The sequence below is a fragment of the Brachybacterium kimchii genome (assembly GCF_023373525.1).
In the GTDB taxonomy this organism is placed as follows: Bacteria; Actinomycetota; Actinomycetes; order Actinomycetales; family Dermabacteraceae; genus Brachybacterium; species Brachybacterium kimchii.
The window spans coordinates 3,422,003-3,441,532 of the sequence record NZ_CP097218.1 but is presented as its reverse complement, the minus strand read 5'-3'; the positions used below and the strand labels follow the sequence as shown (position 1 = coordinate 3,441,532).

Below are 19,530 nucleotides of genomic sequence, written 5' to 3'. Positions count from 1 at the left end.
AACGGTTGATTCCGTCCGACGAGGCCGTTCCTAGCGTGGATCGCGTACCGCGGCGCAGGTCGCCGCGGCCCCCAGAACCCCGCGCGACCAGGAAGAACGATGAGAACCTCGATCAGCTCCCCGACGCAGTCGCCCACGCCTGCCGCGGCGTCGGCCCCGTCCCGACCCGCCCGCGCCCTCGCCCGGATCGCCGCGCTCCTCACGGGCCGGCGCTCCGCCTGGGCCGTGCTGGCGATCGCCGCGCTCCTCGCGCTCGCGCTGATGGGTCTGCGGGGATCCGGGCCCGCCGCGGGGATGGATGCGCTCCCGACGAGCGCCGAGTCCTCGCGGGCCGCCGCGATCGCCGACCAGCTGCCCGACGCGGACCAGCAGACCGTGATGGCCGTCGTCACCCGCACCGACGGCGGGGAGCTGACATCGGACGACGAGCAGCAGGTCGCCCATCTGCGCACCGCCCTCGCGGACGCGACCGACGGCGACGAGCTGCCTCCGATGCCCTCCGAGGACGGGCGCGCCGATCTCGTGCTCGCGCCGATCGACACCGGCGCAGGCGACGATGCGGTCGACGCGAAGATCGCGGACCTGCGGGAGGTCGCCCATGGCGCCGTCTCCGGCGACCTGCAGGTGCAGCTCACCGGTGGGCCCGCCGTCGGCTCCGACATCCGCGGCGCCTTCGCGGGCGCCGACTTCCGCCTGCTGATCGTGACGATCGCGGTGGTCGGGGTGCTCCTGCTGCTCACCTACCGCTCCCCCGTGCTGTGGCTGCTCCCCCTCGCGGTGGTCGGCGCGGCCGACGGCGTCGCGAGCGCCGTCACCTCGCGCATGGGCGAGACCTTCTCCCTGGCCTTCGATGCGGGCGTGATCAGCGTGCTCGTGTTCGGCGCGGGCGCGAACTACGCGCTGCTGCTGATCTCGCGGTACCGCGAGGAGCTGCATCGCAGCGACGACCACCGGGAGGCCCTGCGCCGCGCCTGGAGCGAGACCGCACCGGCCGTGGTCGCCTCGAACGTGACGGTGGTGCTCGCCCTGCTCACGCTCGTGCTGGCCGTCATGCCCGCGACCCGCGGGCTCGGCATCGCCGCAGCCGTGGGACTCGTGATCGCCCTGCTCGCGGTCCTGTTCCCGCTCACGGCCCTGCTCGCGATCACGGGGCGCCGCGTGTTCTGGCCCTTCGTCCCGCGCCCCGAGCAGGCCGGATCGGATGCCGCATCGACGTCCTCCGCGACCGATGATGCCGAGCGCGGCGTCTTCGCCGCCGTCGCCCGCCGCGTCACCGCCCGCCCGGTGCTCTCCGTGATCGGCACGCTCGCCGTGCTGGCCGTGTGCGCGACCGGTCTGCTGGGCACGCGCGTCGGCCTCTCCCAGAGCGAGCAGTTCGCCTCGGCGAACGAATCCCAGACCGGCTTCACCGCGATCGCCGAGCACTACGGCGCCGGCCAGTCCGGCCCGCACCTGATCACCGTCCCCACGACGGACGCGAAGGCCGTGACGACCGCGGCGAAGGACGTCCCCGGCATCGAGTCCGTCGCCGAGAGCGGCACCACGCCCGAGGGCGAGACCGTCCTCTCGGCCACGGGCACCGCCCAGCCCGAGTCCCCGGCGGCCGACGACGAGGTCCTCGCCCTGCGCGGCGCGGTCCACGGCGTCACGCCGGACGCCCTGGTGGGAGGCACCTCGGCGCAGGCGCTCGACGTCCACGACGACTCGATGCGGGACCTGCTGCTCATCGCGCCGATCATCCTCGGGGTGATCCTCGTGGTGCTCATGGTGCTGCTGCGGGCGCTCGTGGCTCCGCTGGTGCTGCTCGCGGCGAACCTCGTCAGCACGCTCGCCTCGATCGGGCTGGGCCTGTGGGTGGGCCGCACCCTCTTCGACATCCCCGCGCTCGACGTCACCGTGCCGCTGCTGGCGTTCCTGTTCCTCGCGGCCCTGGGCGTGGACTACACGATCTTCCTCACCCACCGGATCCGTCGCGAGGCCGAGCGCTTCGGCACAGTGCACGGCACCGTCCGGGCCGTGGGCTCGACGGGTGTGGTCATCACGAGCGCCGGGATCGTGCTCGCCGCGGTCTTCGCCGCCCTCGGCGTGCTGCCGCTCGTGGTCCTCGGCCAGCTGGGCCTGATCGTCGGGCTCGGCGTCCTCGTGGACACGGTGCTCGTGCGCACGGTGCTCGTGCCCGCCCTGTTCTCCCTGATCGGGGACCGCATGTGGTGGCCGGGGCGCGTGGGCGGCCGCGCCGATCGCCGCGCCCGCTGAGCAGCGGTGACCGTCGGCCCCTTCGCCCGCGGAACCCTCTGCCGCCGGCTGCTGCCGGCACCGCCCCTCCCTCAGCTCCCCGTCCCTCAGCTCCACCTTCGAAAGGAACACCCATGCGCGCCATGAACCGTCTGTTCACCGCGATCTGCGTCTACCTCGGCCTCGGCCTCGTCTCAGGCCTTGCGTTCCGCGAGATCACCAAGCACTCCGACTGGCCGGCCACCGATCACACCCAGCTGGGCGTCGTGCACACGCACCTGCTGACCCTGGGCGTGATCGTCCTGCTCGCGGTCCTCGCCCTCGAGGCCACGCTCCGGCTCTCCGACTCCCCGCGCCTGTTCGCGTGGTTCCAGGGCATCTACCACGCAGGGGTGCTGGTCAGCGCCGCCATGATGTTCGTCCGCGGCATGCTCACCGTGCAGGGCGCGGACCTGGGGGCTATGGACGCCATGGTCTCGGGCATCGCCGGGATCGGGCACATCCTGCTCACCGTCGGCTTCGTGCTGCTGATGGTCCTGATCCGCAGGGCGATCGTCCGCCGCGCGACGGAGGAGACCGTCACCGTGCGCGCCTGAACACGCCGACCAGGCCGCCCGACGGCGCCAGCAGCAGCCGATCGGGCCGCCTGCCGACCCCTGACACCGACGAGAAGTACGAAACGGTTGCCATGAGCGCTCATGGCAACCGTTTCGTACTTCTCGCGGGGTGGCCCCGGTGGGGTGGCCCCGGTGCGGGGCCGTCGGAGGGCGAGCGCCCTGATGGGCGCCCGCCTCCGAATCACTTCTCGATGTCGACGGACTCGATGACGACGTCCTCGACGGGACGGTCGCGCATGTCGGTCTGGGTGGTGGCGATCGCGTCGACGATCTTCTTCGACTCGTCGTCGGCCACCTCGCCGAACACGGTGTGCTTGCCGTGCAGGTACTGGGTGGGGGCGACGGTGATGAAGAACTGCGAGCCGTTGGTGCCCGAGGGCTTGCCGGTGATCGCGTTCATGCGCTTGCCGGCGTTGGCCATCGCGAGCTTGTAGGGCTCGTCGAAGTTCTTCTCGGAGATCTCGTCGTCGAACATGTAGCCGGGGCCGCCGGTGCCGGTGCCCAGCGGGTCGCCGCCCTGGACCATGAAGCCGTCGATGACGCGGTGGAAGATGACGCCGTCGTAGAACGGACGGGTGACCTTCTCGCCGGAGTCGGGGTCGGTGAACTCGCGAGTCCCCTCGGCGAGGCCGACGAAGTTGGCGACGGTCTTGGGGGCGTCGTTCTCGAACAGCTCGAGGCGGATGTCGCCCTGGTTCGTGTGCAGTGTTGCGAACATGCGGCCAGTCTCGCACAGGCGCGTGGGCGCGGCATGCGCGCGATCGACGGGCACCTGCTCACCGTCGACGGAGACGTGGGCGCGACCGACGGATCCGCCGGTCGCGGGTCAGGACCCCGGCCGGAGGCGCGGTTCAGGACCTCGACCAGGCGTCGCTGCGCAGGCCGAGCGGTGCATCCGGGCCGGTGGTGGCCGTCGGCCGGTCGAAGCGCGCCCCGTCGGGGTTCTCCTTCGAGGCGAGCAGCCAGATCAGCAGCAGCCAGCCGACGATCGGGATGAGGATCAGGAAGAACCAGCCGCCGCCGTGCCCTGCGTCGTGCAGGCGCCGCCAGACCACCGCGAGGCTCGGGATGAGGGTGCCCAGCGCCCAGATCGTCGCGATGACCCCGATCACCGAGGCACCGCTCGACCCCATCGGCCATCGGCTGCCGACGATCACGAAGGTGTAGTCCCACGTCCACCCCGCGACCAGTGTGTTGCCGGCGATCTGCAGAGCGGCCGTGACCAGGAGGTTCACGAGCACCCACCACCAGTACTCGCTCCGGCTCGCCCGCCCGCTGGAGATCCCGTACTGACGGAAGAAGCGGCCGAGGGCCTGCAGGGGCGTCGCACCGCGCAGCGGCGGGAGGGAGGGCTTGCGGGGCATCAGGGATCACCTGCTCATGGCGCGTCGTCGCGGGGATGCGCGAGTGTGGACCCGATCACGGTACCGCGGGGAAGCGGATCTCCATCCCCACCTGTCAGCACTCTGGATCCGCGTGCCGGGGGTCACGGTAGGGTGGAACCACTCGAGACGTGTCGTCGCGTTTGAGCGACGCGACCCTCGTCCGCACGCACTCCCCCGTCGGGACAGCCCGGCGGACATGACCGAAAGGGGACTCGCATGGCGCTGAGCACGAAACGTGCCAAGAAGGCAGCGAAGAAGGGCCGGAAGGACGCGGCCAAGACCGCGTCGAAGGTCCAGGACCAGGCGCAGAAGACCGCTGCGGATCTCGGCAGCACTGCGGAGGACAAGGCCGGCAAGGCCGTCGAGGAGCTGAAGTCCCTCGCCGGCAACGCGGGCGACAAGGCCTCGCACTTCGTCGACCAGGTCCGCCCGCAGGTCGAGGAGGGGCTTCGCACCCAGGGCGAGAAGATCTCCGCCTTCGGCGAGAAGATCGGCCCGCAGGCCGAGAAGTTCCGCAACGACCTGCAGGACGACTACCTCCCGCGCGCCCGCCGCACGGCCGAGGCGACCGGCTCCGTGGTGAGCTCGGCCGTCACCGCCGCCGTCGATGCCGCTCGCAGCGAGTTCGACAAGGGCCAGGGCGACATCAAGAAGGCCGCCGTGGCCGCGCCCAAGAAGAAGAGCGGCCGCGCCGGCAAGGTGCTGCTGATCCTGGGTCTCGCGGCCGCCGGCGCAGCCGCCGGCTACCTGGTGTGGAAGAAGACCCGTCCGGTCGAGGACCCCTGGGCCCCGCCGGCCGACTTCGCCCGTGCCCACTACCCGGCCTCGGGCTCGAGCGAGTCCGACTCCACCCAGGTCTCGGACGCCGTCGCCGGCGCCGAGGCGGGGGACGTCGCCTCCTCGCTCAAGGGCGGCTCGCACGCCGCCTCGACCCCGAACACCTCCGACCGCTCCTCGGACACCTCTCCGTCGGAGGTCAAGGTGGATTCGGCCGAGGCGAAGAAGACCGACGGCAAGGGCTCGGAGGCCAAGGGGTCCGACGCCAAGGCCACCGGCGCGAAGGGCGGTGCCGCCAAGGGCGCCGACTCCACGAGCGGTCAGGCCAAGGGCTCGGCCGACGGCGAGGCCGAGCAGGGTCGCGTGATCGACCCCGCCATCGACCCCGCGGACAACCCGGCCGATCCGGAGAAGCGCGGCAACCACCGCGGCGACGCCTGATCGACGCCTGACACCACCCGATGGGCCGCTTCGGCGGCCGCCGTCGGACCACGCGGCCCCCGGTGCATTCGCACCGGGGGCCGCGTCGCGTCCGGGTGCGGCCTCTCGTCGCCGGGACGCTCGCGGTGGAGCGCTGACGTGGTCCCGGGGTCCGCCTCACATTCCGCGTCCCTCGTCGGTCATCATGGCGAGACGCCCGGGACCCACGTTCCGACAGGACACCCGGACTCCAGAACGGAGAACGACCGATGACCAGGATGAAGCTGTTCGAGACGCACCCCGAGGCCTACAAGGCCGTGCTGGGCCTCGAGTCCTACTGCAGCCGGCAGATCCCGCGCGAGCTGTACGAGATCGTGAAGCTGCGCGCCTCGATCCTCAACGGCTGCTCGTTCTGCACGGACATGCACTCGCGCGACGGCATCAAGGCCGGCATCCCCACCCCGAAGCTGTTCGCCGTGGCGGCCTGGCACGACTCACCGCACTTCGATGAGCGCGAGCGCGCCGCACTGCGCCTCACCGACACGGTGACGAAGCTGGGCGCGGAGGGCGTCCCCGATGACGTCTGGGACGAGGCGGCCGCGCAGTTCGACGAGACCCTGCTGGGTGATCTCCTCTTCGCGATCGCCACGATCAACGTGTGGAACCGTCTGGCGATCCCCACGCAGCTCGAGCCGCAGGCCTGAGCCCGCTGCCGACGCCGGCGTGAGGGCCGGCGCCGACGCGGTGCTCCGCGATGCCGGCGTCGGCGTCTCCGCCGTCGCCGGCATCGCGGTCCTCGACGGCCGCTGCAGCGGTCTCCGGTTCAGCGCGCCCGGTCGGCTCGGGTCCGGCGTCGCAGCGCCCACCGGCCCAGCAGGGCGACGGCGCAGCCCACCAGGCCGAGCACGCCCAGAAGACCCCCGGCGAGGATCACGAGACCGGCGCCGATGTTCGCGCCCTCGGCGTCATCGGCCGTGGTGAGGGTCCAGACCTCTCCGAGGCCCGCGAGGACGATCCCGATCAGGGCCACGGCTGCGCACACCCACAGGACGATCCGCAGGATCAGCACGGTCTCGCCACCGGCGGACCGAACGGGCTTCGCACTCATGGTTCCCCTTCCGTCGACGCTCTCGCATCGGTCGACAGCCCACGATGCCAGACTGTGACCATGCCCGAAGCCGATTCGCCCGCCGGCCGCTACGCCCCCTCACCGAGCGGCGACCTGCACCTGGGGAACCTGCGCACGGCGATCCTGGCCTGGGTGCTCGCGCGCCGCAGCGGCCGCGCGTTCCGGCTGCGCGTCGAGGACCTGGATCGAGTGCGCGAGGGCGCCGAGGGACGTCAGCTCGAGGACCTCGGGGCGATCGGCCTGGACTGGGACGGGGACGTCATGCACCAGTCCCGGCGCGCCGAGGCCTACGACGCCGCGATCGGGCGGCTCGCCGACGCGGGGCTGGTCTACGAGTGCTACTGCACGCGGCGGGAGATCCTCGAGGCGCCGTCGGCCCCGCATGCCCCGCCCGGCGCCTACCCGGGCACATGCCGGGACCTGGGCGAGAGCGCGCGCGAGCGCGGACGCGCGAGGATGCGCGAGCTGCGGCGCGAGCCGGCCCTGCGGCTGCGCGCGGGGGTCGCCGAGTGGGCGGTCCACGACATGTTCGCGGGTGAGGTCACCGGCACGGTCGACGACCTCGTGCTGCGCCGCGGCGACGGCGTGGTCGCCTACAACCTGGCGGTCGTCGTCGACGACGCCGCGCAGGGCGTGGACCAGGTGGTGCGGGCCGACGACCTGCTGAGCTCCGCCCCTCGTCAGGCGTATCTGGACCATCTTCTGGGAGGCGCCGACCTGGGGGCCGCGCCGGATCCGACCGCTCCGATGGAGTACGCGCACGTCCCGCTCGCGGTCGCTCCGAGCGGCGCGCGCCTGGCGAAGCGCGACGGCGCAGTCACCCTGCGCGATCGGCTCGAGCGCGGCGAGGACGTCGGTGACGTGGTGGAGCGGATCGGCGCCTCGCTCGGGCTCGAAGGATGCCGCAGCGCACGGGACGTGCTCGAACGCTGGGATCCCGCGACCCTGCCGCGCGAGCCGTGGGTCGTGGACCTGCCGGCCTGAGACGGCGAGCAGCCACCGTCCGCTCGGGAGCGCGCTGCGGTCAGCCCTGCTGCTGGTCGTCCCCGGAGCCGGAGGCGACCTCCTCGGGCTCGCCCTTGGGCGCCCAGAGCAGGGAGGCGACGGTCGCGATGGCCATGGCGCCGATGATCACGATGAGGGAGGCCGCCGTGCCGATCTCCGGCAGCTTCTCGAGGACCTCGAAGCCGGGAATGAACTCGAGCGGGGCCTCGTGGATGGCGTGGATCAGCAGCTTCACGCCGATGAACGCGAGGATCGCGGCGATCCCGTAGTGCAGGTACGCGAGGCGATCGACCAGGCCGCCCAGCAGGAAGTACAGCTGGCGCAGGCCCATGAGCGCGAACAGGTTCGCGGTGAACACGATGAACGGGTTCTGGGTGATGCCGAAGATCGCGGGGATCGAGTCGATCGCGAACATGACGTCCGTGAGCCCGATGACCACGAACACCATGAGCATCGGCGTGAAGACCTTCTTGCCGTCCAGGACGGTGCGGATCTTGTTGCCGTCGTACTCGTCGTGCACGTGGATGAAGCGGCCCACGAACTTCTGGACCGCGCTGTCCTCGCCGTCGTCCTCGTCGTCATCGCCCTTGACCTGCCGGATCGCGGTGTACAGCAGGAAGATGCCGAAGATGTAGAAGATCCAGGACAGGTGGGAGATCGCGACCGAGCCCACCAGGATGAAGATCGCCCGGGCGATCAGCGCGATGATGATGCCCACCATCAGCACTTCCTGCTGATACTTCTTGGGCACCGCGAACTTGCCCATGATCAGGATGAACACGAAGAGGTTGTCGACGCTCAGCGAGTACTCCGTGAGCCAACCGGTGAGGAACTCGACCGCGACGTGGTGCGTGTCGCCCACGAAGTACAGGATCAGCGCGAAGACCAGAGCCAGCGCCACGTAGAAGCCCACCCATGCCAGGCACTCCTTCATGGAGGGCACGTGCGGACGGCGCGAGACCAGGATCAGGTCGCCCACGATGATGGCGATGAGGACCACCAGGGAGGTGATCTCGAAGGTCATGGACAGCTCACCCATGCGAGGGGACCCTCTCGGAAGCGGTGCGGGGACGGTGCGACCCGGGCCGACGGCGCGAGGCCTCTCGCGCGGATCCGCCGTGCCCCGGCGCCCCGTGCGGGGCCGCTGGGGCTTCGCGCGGGAGGACGGGCGGCACGGCGCACGGGCCGGGTCTGATCCCTCAGGGTACCGTCGGCGCGGGCCGCGGCCGCTGTGAGAATCCCGGCGTCGTGGGCGACCTCCGGGCGATTGTGACGAATCACCGCGGGCGCCGGCCGTCGGCCCCGTCTCATCGCGCGATGCGCCCCGGCGGGCCCGGCGTAGCCTGAAGGAGTCCCCCACGGCAAGGACGCCGGCCTCCCCATGCAGAACAGGTGCTCCTCCATGTCCGGCCCGGCCCCGTCCTCCGCCACCGATTCGCAGAGCGCGCGGACGTCCCCGAGCGTCCGCACCCCCGAGTCCGCCTCCTCGCTCGAGTGCTGCTCGCCCGAGCGGACCGCGCGCGAGCGGGCCCGCGCCGCACGCGTCCGCCGCGCCGCGATCGACCCCCGTGTCCAGGCCGCACGACGCGGCAGGCGCGCCCTGTTCCTGTGGGGCATCGCGATGTTCGCCTACATCGTCACCGTCGCCGGCCGCACGAGCTTCGGCGTCGCGAGCGTCCAGGCCGCCTACCGCTTCTCCGTCGGCTCGGCCGCCCTGTCCCTGTTCGGCATGGTGCAGCTGGGCACGTACGCCGCCGCGCAGTTCCCCGCCGGTCTGCTGCTGGACCGCTTCGGGGCCCGACGGATGCTCGTCGCGGGCAGCGCGCTCATGCTCATCGGGCAGATCGGGATGGCGTTCTGCACCGTCTTCGGCCTCGCCGTCGCCGCACGCGTCCTCATCGGCGCGGGCGACGCCGCCGTCTTCATCTCCGTGATCCGACTGGCCGCCGCCTGGTTCCCCGCGCGCCGCGTCCCGCTGATCACGCAGCTCACGGGTGTGCTGGGCCAGTCCGGCCAAGTGATCTCCGCGATCCCCTTCTTCGCGATCCTCGCCCACGCGGGCTGGGCCCCGGCCTTCTCCCTGCTCGCCGCGCTCGTGCTCGTCGCGGGTCTGGGATGCCTGCTGCTGGTGCGCGACGAGCCCCGGGACGGGCTCCCCACCGGCGCGATCCCCGTGCTCGCCTCCTCGCCCACGCAGGTGCTGAAGGACGTGCTCGCCTCGCCCGGCGCCTGGGCCGGCCTCGCCGCGCACTGGATCACCCTGTTCGCCGTGAACACGTACGTGGTCATGTGGGGCGTGCCCTTCCTGTCCTCGGGACACCATCTGCCGATGGGCCAGGTCTCGACGCTGCTGACCATCCAGGTCCTCATCGGCATGACGCTCGGGCCGGTGATCGGGACCCTCTCGGGGCGCTTCCCCCTGCGTCGCGGGCGCGTGCTGGCGGTGGGCGTGACGCTGATGGCCGCCCTGTGGGCGGTGACCCTCGCCGTGCCCGGCGAGCACTCCGTGCTGGCCCTGGTGCCGCTCGCCTGCGCCCTCGCGCTCGGTGCTGCGCTCAGCGGCCTCGGCTTCGACATCGCCCGCACCGGCGTGCAGCCGATGTCGGTGGGCACGGCGGTGGGCTTCGTGAACATCGGCGGCTTCGGCGCGGGGCTCGTCTCCGTGTTCCTCGTGGGCCTCGTGCTCGACCTCCTCGCCCCCGCGGGGAGCCCTGACCTGGACGACTACCGGGTGGCCTTCGCCTCGATGGGCGTCCTCTTCGTGCTCGGCGTGGTCGTGCTGCTGATCGCCGCCGCGCGCGGGGGCCTGCGCCCCGTCCCGCGCGAGCGCCGCCCGCTGACCCCCGCGGAGGAGATCGGCGAGGAGCAGGCCGAGGCCCGCGCCGGGTCCGGCCCCGCCGCCTGAGACCTCTCCGGTCCCGACCGGGCCGCGACACAGCGGTCCGCTCCGCCGCTCCCCCGCGTCCGCGGGCACCCACGCCCTGCATCCGCCCCCACCCGCGCGCCGCGTCGGCCGCTCCCCCGCCCTCGCGCCGCACCTCTATTCACTCCGCCACACCTCGACTCGATACATCGACGTATTGAGTTCACGGAAGTATCGTCGTTCCCGTGCCTCAGACCAGTGCCCCCGCGCGACTCCTCAGCTCCCTGCGCAGCGTGCTCCCCGATGAGTGGGCGAAGCCCATCGCCGCCCTGTTCATCACCGGGCTCTCGCTCGTGCCGATCATCTACTCCGGCAACCTCACCTGGTCGTTCGCCGATCCCAACAACCACCTGGACCGCATCACCGCGGCCGTGGTGAACGAGGACTCCGGCTCCGACCTGACCACCCCGTCGGGCGAGAAGAAGCACCTCGACGCGGGCGAGGAGTTCGCCGACACCCTCACCGATCTGGACAAGCCCACCGTCTACCGCTTCGTCGAGGTCGACGCCGAGACGGCGCAGAAGGGCCTGGCCGACGGCACCTACGGGGCGAGCGTCGTGATCCCGGAGGACTTCTCCTCCAACGTCTCGAAGCTCTCGGACGATCCCGAGAAGGCCGCGCAGACGCTCATCGACGTGCGCACGAACGACACCATCAACTACGTGAGCGGCAACTTCACGAAGTCGATCGGCACCGCCCTCACCGACTCGCTGCGCAGCTCCCTGTCCAGCGAGTACCTCGACCAGATCTACGTGGGCTTCTCCTCGATCCACGACGGGCTGGGCGACGCGGTCGACGGCTCCGGAGACCTGAAGGACGGCGCGGGCGACCTGAAGGACGGCATCTCCGACCTGTCCGACGGGGCCGACGACCTCGAGGACGGCACCTCGCAGCTCGCGGACGGCACCAGTCAGCTCGTCGACGGCACCGGGCAGCTGACCGACGGCACCGGCCAGCTCGTCGACGGCAGCGGCACCCTCGCCGTCGGCCTCACCCAGCTGCGCAGCGGCGCGGTCGAGCTGCACGACGGCACCGTCACGCTCAGCAGCGGCGCGAACACCCTGGACAAGGGCCTCACCACTCTCGACGGCAGCAGCTCGACCCTGCGCGACGGCTCCTCGAAGCTCGCCGACGGCACCTCGAAGCTCGACGGCGGCGCCTCCGACCTCGCCGCCGGGGCCCGCCAGGTCGCCGACGGCACGGCCTCTCTCGACAAGGCCGTCACCGACGCGCAGAAGAAGGCCGACGACCTCGGCATCGACTCCGACTCGGTCGACCAGGCCTCCCAGGACGCGACCTCGGCGATCGACGACCTCTCGGGCGCCGCCGACGATCTCGTCGACGCGCTCGACGATCCCTCGCACGACGTCGGCGCCCTGCGGAAGAAGGCCGACGACCTCGCCGAGAAGGCGAAGACGGCGGACACCGCCGTGGCCGACCTCGGCGACGACGTGACGACCGCCGGCGAGGACCTCACCACGGTGCGCAGCGCCCTGGACGGCGTGCAGGGCGCGTCGGGCCTCAAGGGCGAGACGACCGACGCCGATGACGCGGCGCAGTCGTCGAAGACCTCCGCGAGCGACGTCTCCTCCACGGTGGACGACTACACGAAGCGGCTCGACGCGATCGCCGAGGCGTGCACCGCCTCCGGCGACGGCGCGGGCGACGGCTCCGACGGCGCCTCGGACGGCGGCGGAGACGCGAACGCCGGTGCCGACGCGCAGATCTGCGAGCAGCTCGACGCTCTCTCCGCTGACTCGAAGGGCCTGCGGGACTCGGCGAGCACCGCCTCCGACGACGCCGCCACGACCGCCGACGCCTCCGCCGAGGCGAAGAAGTCCGCGGCGAACCTCGACTCGCTCGGGGACGACGTCACCACGGCCGCCGACGACCTCGCGACCCGCCTGGACGACATCCAGGACCGGGCCGCCACGGCGAGCGACGCCATGGACGCCCTGCGCACGCCCGCGAAGGAGCAGGCGCAGGACATCGCGGACGTCGCCGATGCGATCGACGACGCCCGCACCGCCGCCCAGGGCACCGACACGGCGGAGGCGAAGAAGCGCATCGACGCCCTCGCCGACCAGGCGCGCGAGGCCGCCGGGGCCCTCCCGGGCGCCTACGACGAGCTGCAGTCCGGCGCGTCCGACGTGCACCGCCTGAACGACGGCGCCCAGCAGGTCGCCGACGGCGCCGACCAGCTCGCCGGTTCCACGGGCACCCTGAACAGCGGCGCGCAGTCGCTCGACTCCGGGCTCGGCCGGTACACCGACGGCGTCTCCAGCGCCCGCTCGGGCGCCGACCGGCTCGCCGCGGGCAGCTCGGCGCTCACCAGCGGCTCCTCGCAGCTCGCCGATGCGTCCGGCTCCGCGGCGCAGGGCGCGTCGGACCTGCACGACGGCGCCACCCGTGTCGACGACGGCGCGCAGCAGCTGGCCTCCTCCTCCGTCCAGCTCGACGACGGAGCGCAGCAGGCGGCCGACGGCTCCGCGCAGCTCGCCGACGGTGCACACCGGCTCGACGACGGCGCCGTGCAGCTCGTCGACGGCGCGGACCAGCTCCACAGCGGGCTCGTCGACGCCCAGGACGAGGTGCCGAACTACAGCGACGCCGAGCGCGAGAACCTCGACGACGTCGCGAGCGACCCCGTGGGCATGAACTTCGAGCGCTCGAACGACGTGGGCCGCTTCGGCGAGGGCCTCACCCCGCTGTTCCTGTGCATCGGCCTGTGGGTCGGCGGCATGTCGATGTTCCTCATGATGCCGCCGTTCTCCGAGCGCGCCGCGCGGCGCGGCGTCGGCGCCGTCAAGCTGCTGGTGGGCGGCCTGCTGCCGGCGTTCGTCCTGGGGGTCGTCGAATCGGCGATGGCCGTGGCCGTCCTCCACCTGGCCGTCGGCATCGACGTCATGCACCTGGGGTGGATGTACCTGCTGGCGGCGTTCACGTCCCTCGTGTTCGTCGCCCTGAACCACGGCTTCGGCGCCGTGTTCGGCCCGATCGGCAAGTTCGTGGGACTGATCCTCGTGGCCCTGCAGATCGCCGCCGGCGGCGGCACCTACCCGGTGCAGACGATCCCCGCCTTCCTGCGGTTCTTCCACCCCTACCTGCCGATGACCCACGCGATCGACGCCTTCCGGGGCGTGATCGGCGGCGGCTGGGTCAATCCGGTCCAGGACCTGTCGGTGCTCGGGATCTGGCTGCTGATCGGCGTGGCCATGGGCCTCGCGGGAGCGCTCAGGGCGCGGCACGCCGCGTCGTCCGGCGACGCCGACTGAGGCCGGTCGGGTCGGGTGACACGGGTCGGGTCGGGTGGCGCGCGGCGGGCGGGCCGACGCACGACGGCCCGGCCGCGCGGCGCTCAGTCCACGATGCGCAGGCCGGGCCCCCTCGGATCGACCTCGAGGCGCCGCAGGTGCATGTACCGCCCCGTGCGCTCGGGGTCCCAGGCGTGGAAGGCGATCACGTCCTCCCCGTCCGGCCCGGTGGTGAACGAGTTGTGCCCCGGTCCGATGAGCCCCGTGGTCTCGTCGGTCGCCAGCAGGATGTCCTCGCCGTCGGCCGGCCGGTGCCACGGGCCGGTGGGATGGCGGGCCCACGCCCAGGCCGTCCGGTAGCCGGCCCCCTGGTAGGAGCCGCCTGAGAAGCTGAGGAAGAGCACGCCCTCGCGCTCGAGCACGTGGGCTCCCTCGAGCGTGTGCCAGTCGTGGACGCCGCCGTGCATCGGGCGCTCGCGCGCGAAGATCTGCCAGTCGGCGTCCGGGGCGAGCACCGGGACGATCTCCCCGATCCGCGTCGGCTCGGGCAGCGGCGCGACCGCGAGATGCGTGCCCACGCGCTCGGCGTCCAGGACGTCCCGCGCGAAGAACAGCCACCAGCTCCCGTCGGCCGCACGGAACGGCGACGCGTCGATCGCGAAGAGCTCCCCCGGGGTGAGGTCGACGCCCTGGTCGCAGAAGGGCCCGCGCGGGGTCCCGGCGCGGGCGACCCGCAGATGGTGCCCGCGATCGCCGTGGCCCACCGAGTAGTACATCCACCAGGCGCCGTCGCGCTCACAGACCTCGGGCGCCCAGTAGGACTCGCCGGCCTCCTCGGGCAGCGCCTCGAGCACCTCGCCGACGGCCTCCCACGTGCGCAGGTCGGGTGAGACGGCGGCGGGGACCGCGCGGCCGTCCGCCGTGCGCGGCCCCGTGCCGTATGCGATCCAGCCGTCGTCCGTCCGCACCACATCCGGGTCCGGGAGCGGATGCCCGTAGGCGGGCGCGCTCATCCCTTGAGCCCCGTCGCCGCGATGCCCGCCACCAGATAGCGCTGGAGGAAGAAGAAGATCGCGAGCACCGGGATCAGGCTGAGCGTCGCCGCCATGAACAGTCCCCCGTAGTCGAAGGTCTGGGCGGTGAGGAAGGACGACAGGTAGATCTGCACCGTGTTCGCGCTCTGCCCCGATCCAGCGACCACCAGGGGCCACAGGAAGGCGTTCCACGAGCCGATGAGCCCCAGCACGGTCAGCGCCGAGGCGAAGGGCAGCGTGTTGGGGAAGATGACCTGGAAGAACGTGCGGAAGTAGCCGGCGCCGTCGATGTGCGCCGCCTCCTCGACCTCCTTCGGGAAGTTCACGTAGAACTGGCGGAAGAGGAACACGTTGAACGCGCCGAACAGGCCCGGGATGATCAGGCCGCGCAGCGTGCCGATCCACCCCAGCGAGGCCACGATGATGAAGTTCGGGACGAACGCCGTGGTGCCCGGGATCAGCAGCACGATCACGACCATCATGAACATGGGCCGCGCGAACCGGTTGGGGATCCGTGCGAGGGCGTAGCCGGCGAGCGCGGCGATGAGGATCGACAGGCTCGTGGCGACCACGGCCATGATCGCCGAGTTCTTCAGCGCGTCCAGGAACCGCGGATCGCTCAGCACCTCGGGGATCCTGCCCCACTGCGGGTGGGACGGCCAGAACGTGAAGGTCGTCGAGTAGATCTCGTCGTTCGTGGACAGCGCCGTCTTCACCATCGCGTAGAACGGCACCAGGAACACCAGCGCGAGCAGGGATGCGACCACGTAGCGGACGATCAGTCCGCCGCGGCGGCGCCGGTAGCCGGCCATCGTCAAGGTGCTCATGAGCGGTCTCCTCCGTCGGGTCGGATGATCTCCGGTGCCGCGGCGGCGGGGCGGTTCCCATCAGCCGACGGGTCGGAGGGGGCGTCGGCCGACGGGCCCGGGGGCGCGCCGGTGCCCGCGAGATCCGCGGTGACCGTCGTCCCCACTCCCGCGCCGGCTCCGGCGCCGACGGCACCGACGGGCCCGCGTCGACGCCACGGCAGGCGGCGACGACGGGCGTCGTCGTTGCTGTCGAAGCCGATGATCCAGGTCTGCAGGAGTCCGGCGACGACCATGATCGCGGTGAGCACGAGGGCGCCCGCGCTGCCGTGCCCGAAGTCCTGCTCGGGTCCGAGCGCGATGTTGTACAGGTACACGAGCGGCGGGCGGGTCTCCGGGTTGTTGCCGGTGAGGTTGTAGAACTCGTCGAACGCCTGGAACGCCGCGATGAGCAGCAGAAGCAGCACCGCGGTCGAGGTCGTGCGCAGCTGGGGCAGCGTGATCATGCGGAACATGCGCCAGCCGCCGGGGTTCAGTCCGTCGACCGCGGCCGCCTCGTAGAGCTGGGACGGGATCGCCTGCAGGCCCGCGAGGAACAGCAGCATGTAGAACCCGACCTGCATCCACAGGCGCACGGAGATCAGCACGACCCACCAGTACGGGGAGGCCGAGAGCCAGTCCGCGATCGGATCGAGCCCGATGCCCGAGAGCATCGTGTTCACGACGCCGGAGTCCAGACCGTTGAACAGTCCCAGCCGCCACACGACCGAGGCGACGACGTAGCTGCAGGCCGTCGGCAGGAAGAACACGGAGCGGTAGAACGCCTGGAAGCGCGGGATGCCGTTGACCAGCACCGCGAGGAACAGGGAGGAGGCCATTGTCACCGGCACGATGAAGATCGCGAAGATCGTGAAGGTGCGCAGCGAGTACAGGAACGCCGTGTCGGTGAGGAAGTCCTTGAAGTTCCCCAGGCCCACGAACTGCGTGGGCAGCACCGTGCCCTTGGCCTCGAAGAAGCTCAGCGCCCCGCCCCACAGCAGCGGGATGATCGTGAAGATCAGCAGGCCGACGGCGAACGGGGTGAAGAACAGCCAGAACGCGGCCCCGGTCCCGCGGATGCGCGTGGGGTGGGAGCTGTCGCGGGAGCGCGCCCGTGCGGCGCGCGAGGACCTGCCCGCGGTCGCGGTGCTCACTTCGCGACTGCCTTGTTGCTGGCCTCCTCCGCCGCGGACAGCTCCGCCTCCGGATCCGCCCCCTTCTTGAGGATGTTGCTGATGGCGTCGGTGAACGGCGTGTTCACGGCGCCGGTCCACTCGGGCGGCCCGGAGACGCCCATCTCCTTCGCCATGGTCGCGATCTCGAGCCCGTTGCCGGACTTCAGGGCCTCGGCCTTGTCCGCCACGGAGGTGATCGGCGGGATGTGGAACCCGTAGCTCAGGGCCCAGTCGGTCTGGTCGTCCGTCTGGTCGATCCACAGCCACTTCACGAAGGCCGTCGCTGCCTCGATGTTCTTCGAGGCTCCCGCGACCTGCTCGTTCCAGGAGCCGACCATCGCGACCTGCTTCCCGTCCGAGCCGACGGCCGGATGGGGGAAGACGCCGACGTCGTCGAGCGCGTCCTCGAGCTGCGGGAGCGCCCAGCATCCGCCCCAGGTGATGGCCGACAGGCCGGTCGAGAAGGCCGCGGGGTCGGTCCAGTCCGACGGGGCGCCGGTCAGCAGGGACTTGTCGGACTTCATCTGCTGGATCTGCTTGAGGCCCTCGACCATGCCCGGCGTGTTGTAGCCGACGGCGTCCCTCGCCTCGTTCATCGGGCTGCCGCCCGCGGCCCAGATCATCGTCCAGCAGGTCGCGTCGAAGTTGTTCCCCAGGAACAGGCCCTTCTGCTTGCCGCCGGTGAGCTCCTTGGCCGCATCCGCGAGGTCGTCCATGGTCTTCGGGACCTCGATGCCGGCCTTCTCGAACATCGACTTGCGGTAGTAGAAGTGCTGGGGATCCAGGATCATCGGGACGCCCCAGATCTTGCCGTCGATCGTCACCGTGTTCAGCGACGCCGGGTTGAACTGGTCCTTGACCGGCTCCATGATCGAGGAGAGGTCGGCGTAGCGTCCCTGCTTGGCCTGGTCGACGGCGATCGCGTTGTTCTCGAACACGTCGACGCCGTTGCCCGAGAGCAGGCTCGTGGAGAGCTTCGCGGCGTAGTCGCCCATCACCCAGTTCACCGTGACGTCGTTCTTGTCGTACGCGGCGGCGTACTTCTTCGCGGCGTCCTGCGTGCCGTCCTCCCCGTACTGGTGGTACCACTGACTGATCCCGCCGCCACCGCCGTCGCTGCCGCCGCCCTTGGTCAGTCCACCCGTGTTGCCGCCGCAGGCTGCGAGGCCCATTCCCATGGCCGACGCGCCCGCGAGGCCGAGGGCGGTGCGCCGGCTGAGCGGCGCCCGGGAGATCCCGTCGCCGTCGACCGGGCCCCTCCGCAGCCGCCCTGCGTCCCGCATCGAGTGATCGTCGCTGTTCCGTGCGCTCCGTCGCGTCATGGTGACCTCCCTGGGCCTCCACCGGGCAGGACGTCGTCGTCCTCCTCCATCCGGTGGTGTCGCGGCGATTCTAACGTTGCACATGGTGTGCATCACAAGAGGTGGGAGGTCTCGGAATGGTCTCGTCGTGCGGCGGGGAGCACGCACTCCCCCGCGACGCGCACCCCTCGCGGCGACCCGCATCGTCGGCCTCCAAGGAACGGCCAGGGGCTGCAGGGAACCCTTGACATGTCGAATGCAAACCGGTTTGATGACGTGTGTCCGCACCGGTGCGCATGTGGCCTTCGCGCGCCGTCGCTGCTCGACCCGGTCCACGAGGAGGTGCCTGATGCCCCGAGCAACCATCGGCGACGTCGCCCGCGTCGCGGGAGTGTCCAAGGGGACCGTCTCCCTCGCGTACTCGGGGAACCGGCCGGTCGCAGAGGAGACGCGCCGACGCATCTTCGCCGCGGCCGAGGAACTGCGCTGGACCCCCAGCCAGAGCGCCCGGGCCCTGGCGACCTCCCGCACCGGGAGCATCGGCCTGGTGCTCAACAGGCGTCCCGACGTGATCGCCACCGACACCTTCTTCTCCCGCTTCATCGCCGGCTGCGAGGCCGTGCTGACGGAGGCGGGAATGGGCCTCATGCTCCATGTCGTCGAGGACTCCGACGCCGAGGCCGCGGTCTACGAGCGCTATGCGGCCGGCCGCGTCGACGGCGTGATCCTGCTGGACGTCGAGCAGGACGACACCCGGCCCGCGCTCGTGCGCGACCTCGGACTGAGCGCCGTCGTGCTCACCGGCGAGCAGCCCTCGGCCGGATCGGAGGTCGATCTCCCCGTGGTCTGGACCGACGACGCCTCCGCCGTCCATGAGCTCGTGGATCTTCTGGTCGAGGCCGGCCACGAGCGCATCGCCCACGTCGCGGGTCCTCTGCGCTACGTCCACGCGGCGACCCGTCGCCGCGCCTTCGAGGAGGCGATGCATCGGCACGGACTGCAGGAAGCCCGGATCGTCGAGGGCGACTTCACCGCAGCCTCGGGACGTGCCGCCGCTGCGCAGCTGCTCGGGTCGACAGGGCCCCGCCGTCCGGCCGATGCCACCGCGCCGATCCCGGGCGGCGACCGGCCGACGGCGATCGTCTTCGCCAACGACGTGATGGCGATCGCCGGCCTCTCCTATGCACGCAGCATCGGGCTGCGGGTTCCCGAGGACCTCTCGATCACCGGCTTCGACGACTCGGAGCTCTCCGCGCACCTCTCCCCCGGCCTCACCTCGGTGTCGACAGGGGCGGAGGTCCGCGGGGAGGCCGCGGCGCGCACCCTCCTGGCCGTGCTCACCGGTGCGGCCCCGCAGTGCGTGGAAGTCGAGGGCAATCGCGTGGTGCGCCGGGGAAGCCTCGCACCCCCGCCCACCGTCTGACCCGTCC

The 19,530-nt window shown here is 71.6% G+C and carries 16 protein-coding genes; 8 read left to right on the top strand and 8 right to left on the bottom strand.

Annotated elements, in window-relative coordinates; translation table 11 throughout:
• Window positions 1-99: 99 nt before the first annotated feature.
• Both M4486_RS15620 and M4486_RS15615 read left to right on the top strand, forming a co-directional pair.
• Complete coding sequence (locus M4486_RS15620; protein ID WP_249478203.1) at window positions 100-2,256, top strand: MMPL family transporter; 2,157 nt, start codon at window positions 100-102, stop codon at window positions 2,254-2,256.
• 113 nt (window positions 2,257-2,369) lie between these two features.
• A complete protein-coding gene (locus tag M4486_RS15615; protein ID WP_346731753.1) occupies window positions 2,370-2,831 on the top strand; it encodes a DUF2871 domain-containing protein in 462 nt (153 codons plus the stop codon).
• 202 nt (window positions 2,832-3,033) lie between these two features.
• On the opposite strand, the gene M4486_RS15610 is transcribed toward M4486_RS15615, so the two are convergent.
• On the bottom strand, window positions 3,034-3,570 hold the full coding sequence (locus tag M4486_RS15610) for a peptidylprolyl isomerase (RefSeq protein ID WP_249478202.1): 537 nt from the start codon (window positions 3,568-3,570) through the stop codon (window positions 3,034-3,036).
• 133 nt (window positions 3,571-3,703) lie between these two features.
• Entirely contained in the window at window positions 3,704-4,216 is a 513-nt protein-coding gene (locus tag M4486_RS15605) for a DUF805 domain-containing protein (RefSeq protein ID WP_249478201.1), read from the bottom strand.
• Between the two features lie 237 nt (window positions 4,217-4,453).
• Here M4486_RS15605 and M4486_RS15600 point away from each other — a divergent pair, with 237 nt between their 5' ends.
• Window positions 4,454-5,455: a hypothetical protein gene (locus tag M4486_RS15600; protein ID WP_249478200.1), complete on the top strand. Its 1,002-nt coding sequence runs from the start codon at window positions 4,454-4,456 to the stop codon at window positions 5,453-5,455.
• A 248-nt stretch (window positions 5,456-5,703) separates the two neighbouring features.
• The gene (locus M4486_RS15595; RefSeq protein WP_249478199.1) at window positions 5,704-6,138 is read left to right on the top strand and encodes a carboxymuconolactone decarboxylase family protein; all 435 of its coding nucleotides are present in this window, start codon (window positions 5,704-5,706) and stop codon (window positions 6,136-6,138) included.
• A 119-nt stretch (window positions 6,139-6,257) separates the two neighbouring features.
• Here the strand turns inward: M4486_RS15595 and M4486_RS15590 are convergent, their stop codons facing one another.
• Window positions 6,258-6,542, bottom strand: a complete 285-nt coding sequence (locus tag M4486_RS15590; RefSeq protein ID WP_249478198.1) for a hypothetical protein — start codon at window positions 6,540-6,542, stop codon at window positions 6,258-6,260.
• 60 nt (window positions 6,543-6,602) lie between these two features.
• Between M4486_RS15590 and gluQRS the strand changes: the two genes are divergently transcribed.
• Window positions 6,603-7,547 (top strand): tRNA glutamyl-Q(34) synthetase GluQRS, encoded by a 945-nt coding sequence (gene gluQRS / locus M4486_RS15585; protein ID WP_249478197.1) that lies wholly within the window; start codon window positions 6,603-6,605, stop codon window positions 7,545-7,547.
• A 40-nt stretch (window positions 7,548-7,587) separates the two neighbouring features.
• On the opposite strand, the gene M4486_RS15580 is transcribed toward gluQRS, so the two are convergent.
• Window positions 7,588-8,607 carry a TerC/Alx family metal homeostasis membrane protein gene (locus tag M4486_RS15580; protein ID WP_249478196.1) on the bottom strand — a complete coding sequence of 340 codons (1,020 nt, stop codon included), beginning with the start codon at window positions 8,605-8,607 and terminating at the stop codon, window positions 7,588-7,590.
• 363 nt (window positions 8,608-8,970) lie between these two features.
• Between M4486_RS15580 and M4486_RS15575 the strand changes: the two genes are divergently transcribed.
• Both M4486_RS15575 and M4486_RS15570 read left to right on the top strand, forming a co-directional pair.
• Complete coding sequence (locus M4486_RS15575) at window positions 8,971-10,473, top strand: MFS transporter (RefSeq protein WP_249478195.1); 1,503 nt, start codon at window positions 8,971-8,973, stop codon at window positions 10,471-10,473.
• Between the two features lie 203 nt (window positions 10,474-10,676).
• Window positions 10,677-13,766 (top strand): YhgE/Pip domain-containing protein, encoded by a 3,090-nt coding sequence (locus M4486_RS15570; protein ID WP_249478194.1) that lies wholly within the window; start codon window positions 10,677-10,679, stop codon window positions 13,764-13,766.
• An 83-nt stretch (window positions 13,767-13,849) separates the two neighbouring features.
• Here M4486_RS15570 and M4486_RS15565 read toward each other — a convergent pair whose 3' ends face one another.
• Genes M4486_RS15565 through M4486_RS15550 form a run of 4 tightly spaced genes read right to left on the bottom strand, consistent with a single transcriptional unit; the run spans window position 13,850 to window position 18,082 of the window.
• The gene (locus M4486_RS15565; protein WP_249478193.1) at window positions 13,850-14,758 is read right to left on the bottom strand and encodes a glycoside hydrolase family 43 protein; all 909 of its coding nucleotides are present in this window, start codon (window positions 14,756-14,758) and stop codon (window positions 13,850-13,852) included.
• Window positions 14,755-15,606 carry a carbohydrate ABC transporter permease gene (locus M4486_RS15560; RefSeq protein WP_249478192.1) on the bottom strand — a complete coding sequence of 284 codons (852 nt, stop codon included), beginning with the start codon at window positions 15,604-15,606 and terminating at the stop codon, window positions 14,755-14,757. The genes M4486_RS15565 and M4486_RS15560 overlap by 4 nt, the downstream gene beginning before the upstream one ends.
• Window positions 15,603-16,778: a carbohydrate ABC transporter permease gene (locus M4486_RS15555; protein WP_249478191.1), complete on the bottom strand. Its 1,176-nt coding sequence runs from the start codon at window positions 16,776-16,778 to the stop codon at window positions 15,603-15,605. Before M4486_RS15555 ends, M4486_RS15560 begins: the two co-directional genes overlap by 4 nt.
• Window positions 16,775-18,082 carry an ABC transporter substrate-binding protein gene (locus tag M4486_RS15550; RefSeq protein ID WP_249478190.1) on the bottom strand — a complete coding sequence of 436 codons (1,308 nt, stop codon included), beginning with the start codon at window positions 18,080-18,082 and terminating at the stop codon, window positions 16,775-16,777. Before M4486_RS15550 ends, M4486_RS15555 begins: the two co-directional genes overlap by 4 nt.
• Window positions 18,083-18,449: 367 nt before the next feature.
• On the opposite strand from M4486_RS15550, the gene M4486_RS15545 reads away from it, so the two are divergent.
• Window positions 18,450-19,523, top strand: coding sequence for a LacI family DNA-binding transcriptional regulator (locus tag M4486_RS15545; protein ID WP_249478189.1), 1,074 nt, complete (start codon window positions 18,450-18,452; stop codon window positions 19,521-19,523).
• Window positions 19,524-19,530: the final 7 nt, after the last annotated feature.

What these genes read in the sequence shown, in the direction of transcription:
- M4486_RS15595 (WP_249478199.1), top strand. Translation starts at nt 5,704, where the DNA reads ATGACCAGGATGAAGCTGTTCGAGACGCACCCCGAGGCCTACAAGGCC.
- M4486_RS15610 (WP_249478202.1), bottom strand. Translation starts at nt 3,570, where the DNA reads ATGTTCGCAACACTGCACACGAACCAGGGCGACATCCGCCTCGAGCTG.
- M4486_RS15545 (WP_249478189.1), top strand. Translation starts at nt 18,450, where the DNA reads ATGCCCCGAGCAACCATCGGCGACGTCGCCCGCGTCGCGGGAGTGTCC.
- gluQRS (WP_249478197.1), top strand. Translation starts at nt 6,603, where the DNA reads ATGCCCGAAGCCGATTCGCCCGCCGGCCGCTACGCCCCCTCACCGAGC.
- M4486_RS15560 (WP_249478192.1), bottom strand. Translation starts at nt 15,606, where the DNA reads ATGAGCACCTTGACGATGGCCGGCTACCGGCGCCGCCGCGGCGGACTG.
- M4486_RS15575 (WP_249478195.1), top strand. Translation starts at nt 8,971, where the DNA reads ATGTCCGGCCCGGCCCCGTCCTCCGCCACCGATTCGCAGAGCGCGCGG.
- M4486_RS15605 (WP_249478201.1), bottom strand. Translation starts at nt 4,216, where the DNA reads ATGCCCCGCAAGCCCTCCCTCCCGCCGCTGCGCGGTGCGACGCCCCTG.
- M4486_RS15615 (WP_346731753.1), top strand. Translation starts at nt 2,370, where the DNA reads ATGCGCGCCATGAACCGTCTGTTCACCGCGATCTGCGTCTACCTCGGC.
- M4486_RS15580 (WP_249478196.1), bottom strand. Translation starts at nt 8,607, where the DNA reads ATGGGTGAGCTGTCCATGACCTTCGAGATCACCTCCCTGGTGGTCCTC.
- M4486_RS15565 (WP_249478193.1), bottom strand. Translation starts at nt 14,758, where the DNA reads ATGAGCGCGCCCGCCTACGGGCATCCGCTCCCGGACCCGGATGTGGTG.
- M4486_RS15590 (WP_249478198.1), bottom strand. Translation starts at nt 6,542, where the DNA reads ATGAGTGCGAAGCCCGTTCGGTCCGCCGGTGGCGAGACCGTGCTGATC.
- M4486_RS15600 (WP_249478200.1), top strand. Translation starts at nt 4,454, where the DNA reads ATGGCGCTGAGCACGAAACGTGCCAAGAAGGCAGCGAAGAAGGGCCGG.
- M4486_RS15550 (WP_249478190.1), bottom strand. Translation starts at nt 18,082, where the DNA reads ATGCGGGACGCAGGGCGGCTGCGGAGGGGCCCGGTCGACGGCGACGGG.
- M4486_RS15620 (WP_249478203.1), top strand. Translation starts at nt 100, where the DNA reads ATGAGAACCTCGATCAGCTCCCCGACGCAGTCGCCCACGCCTGCCGCG.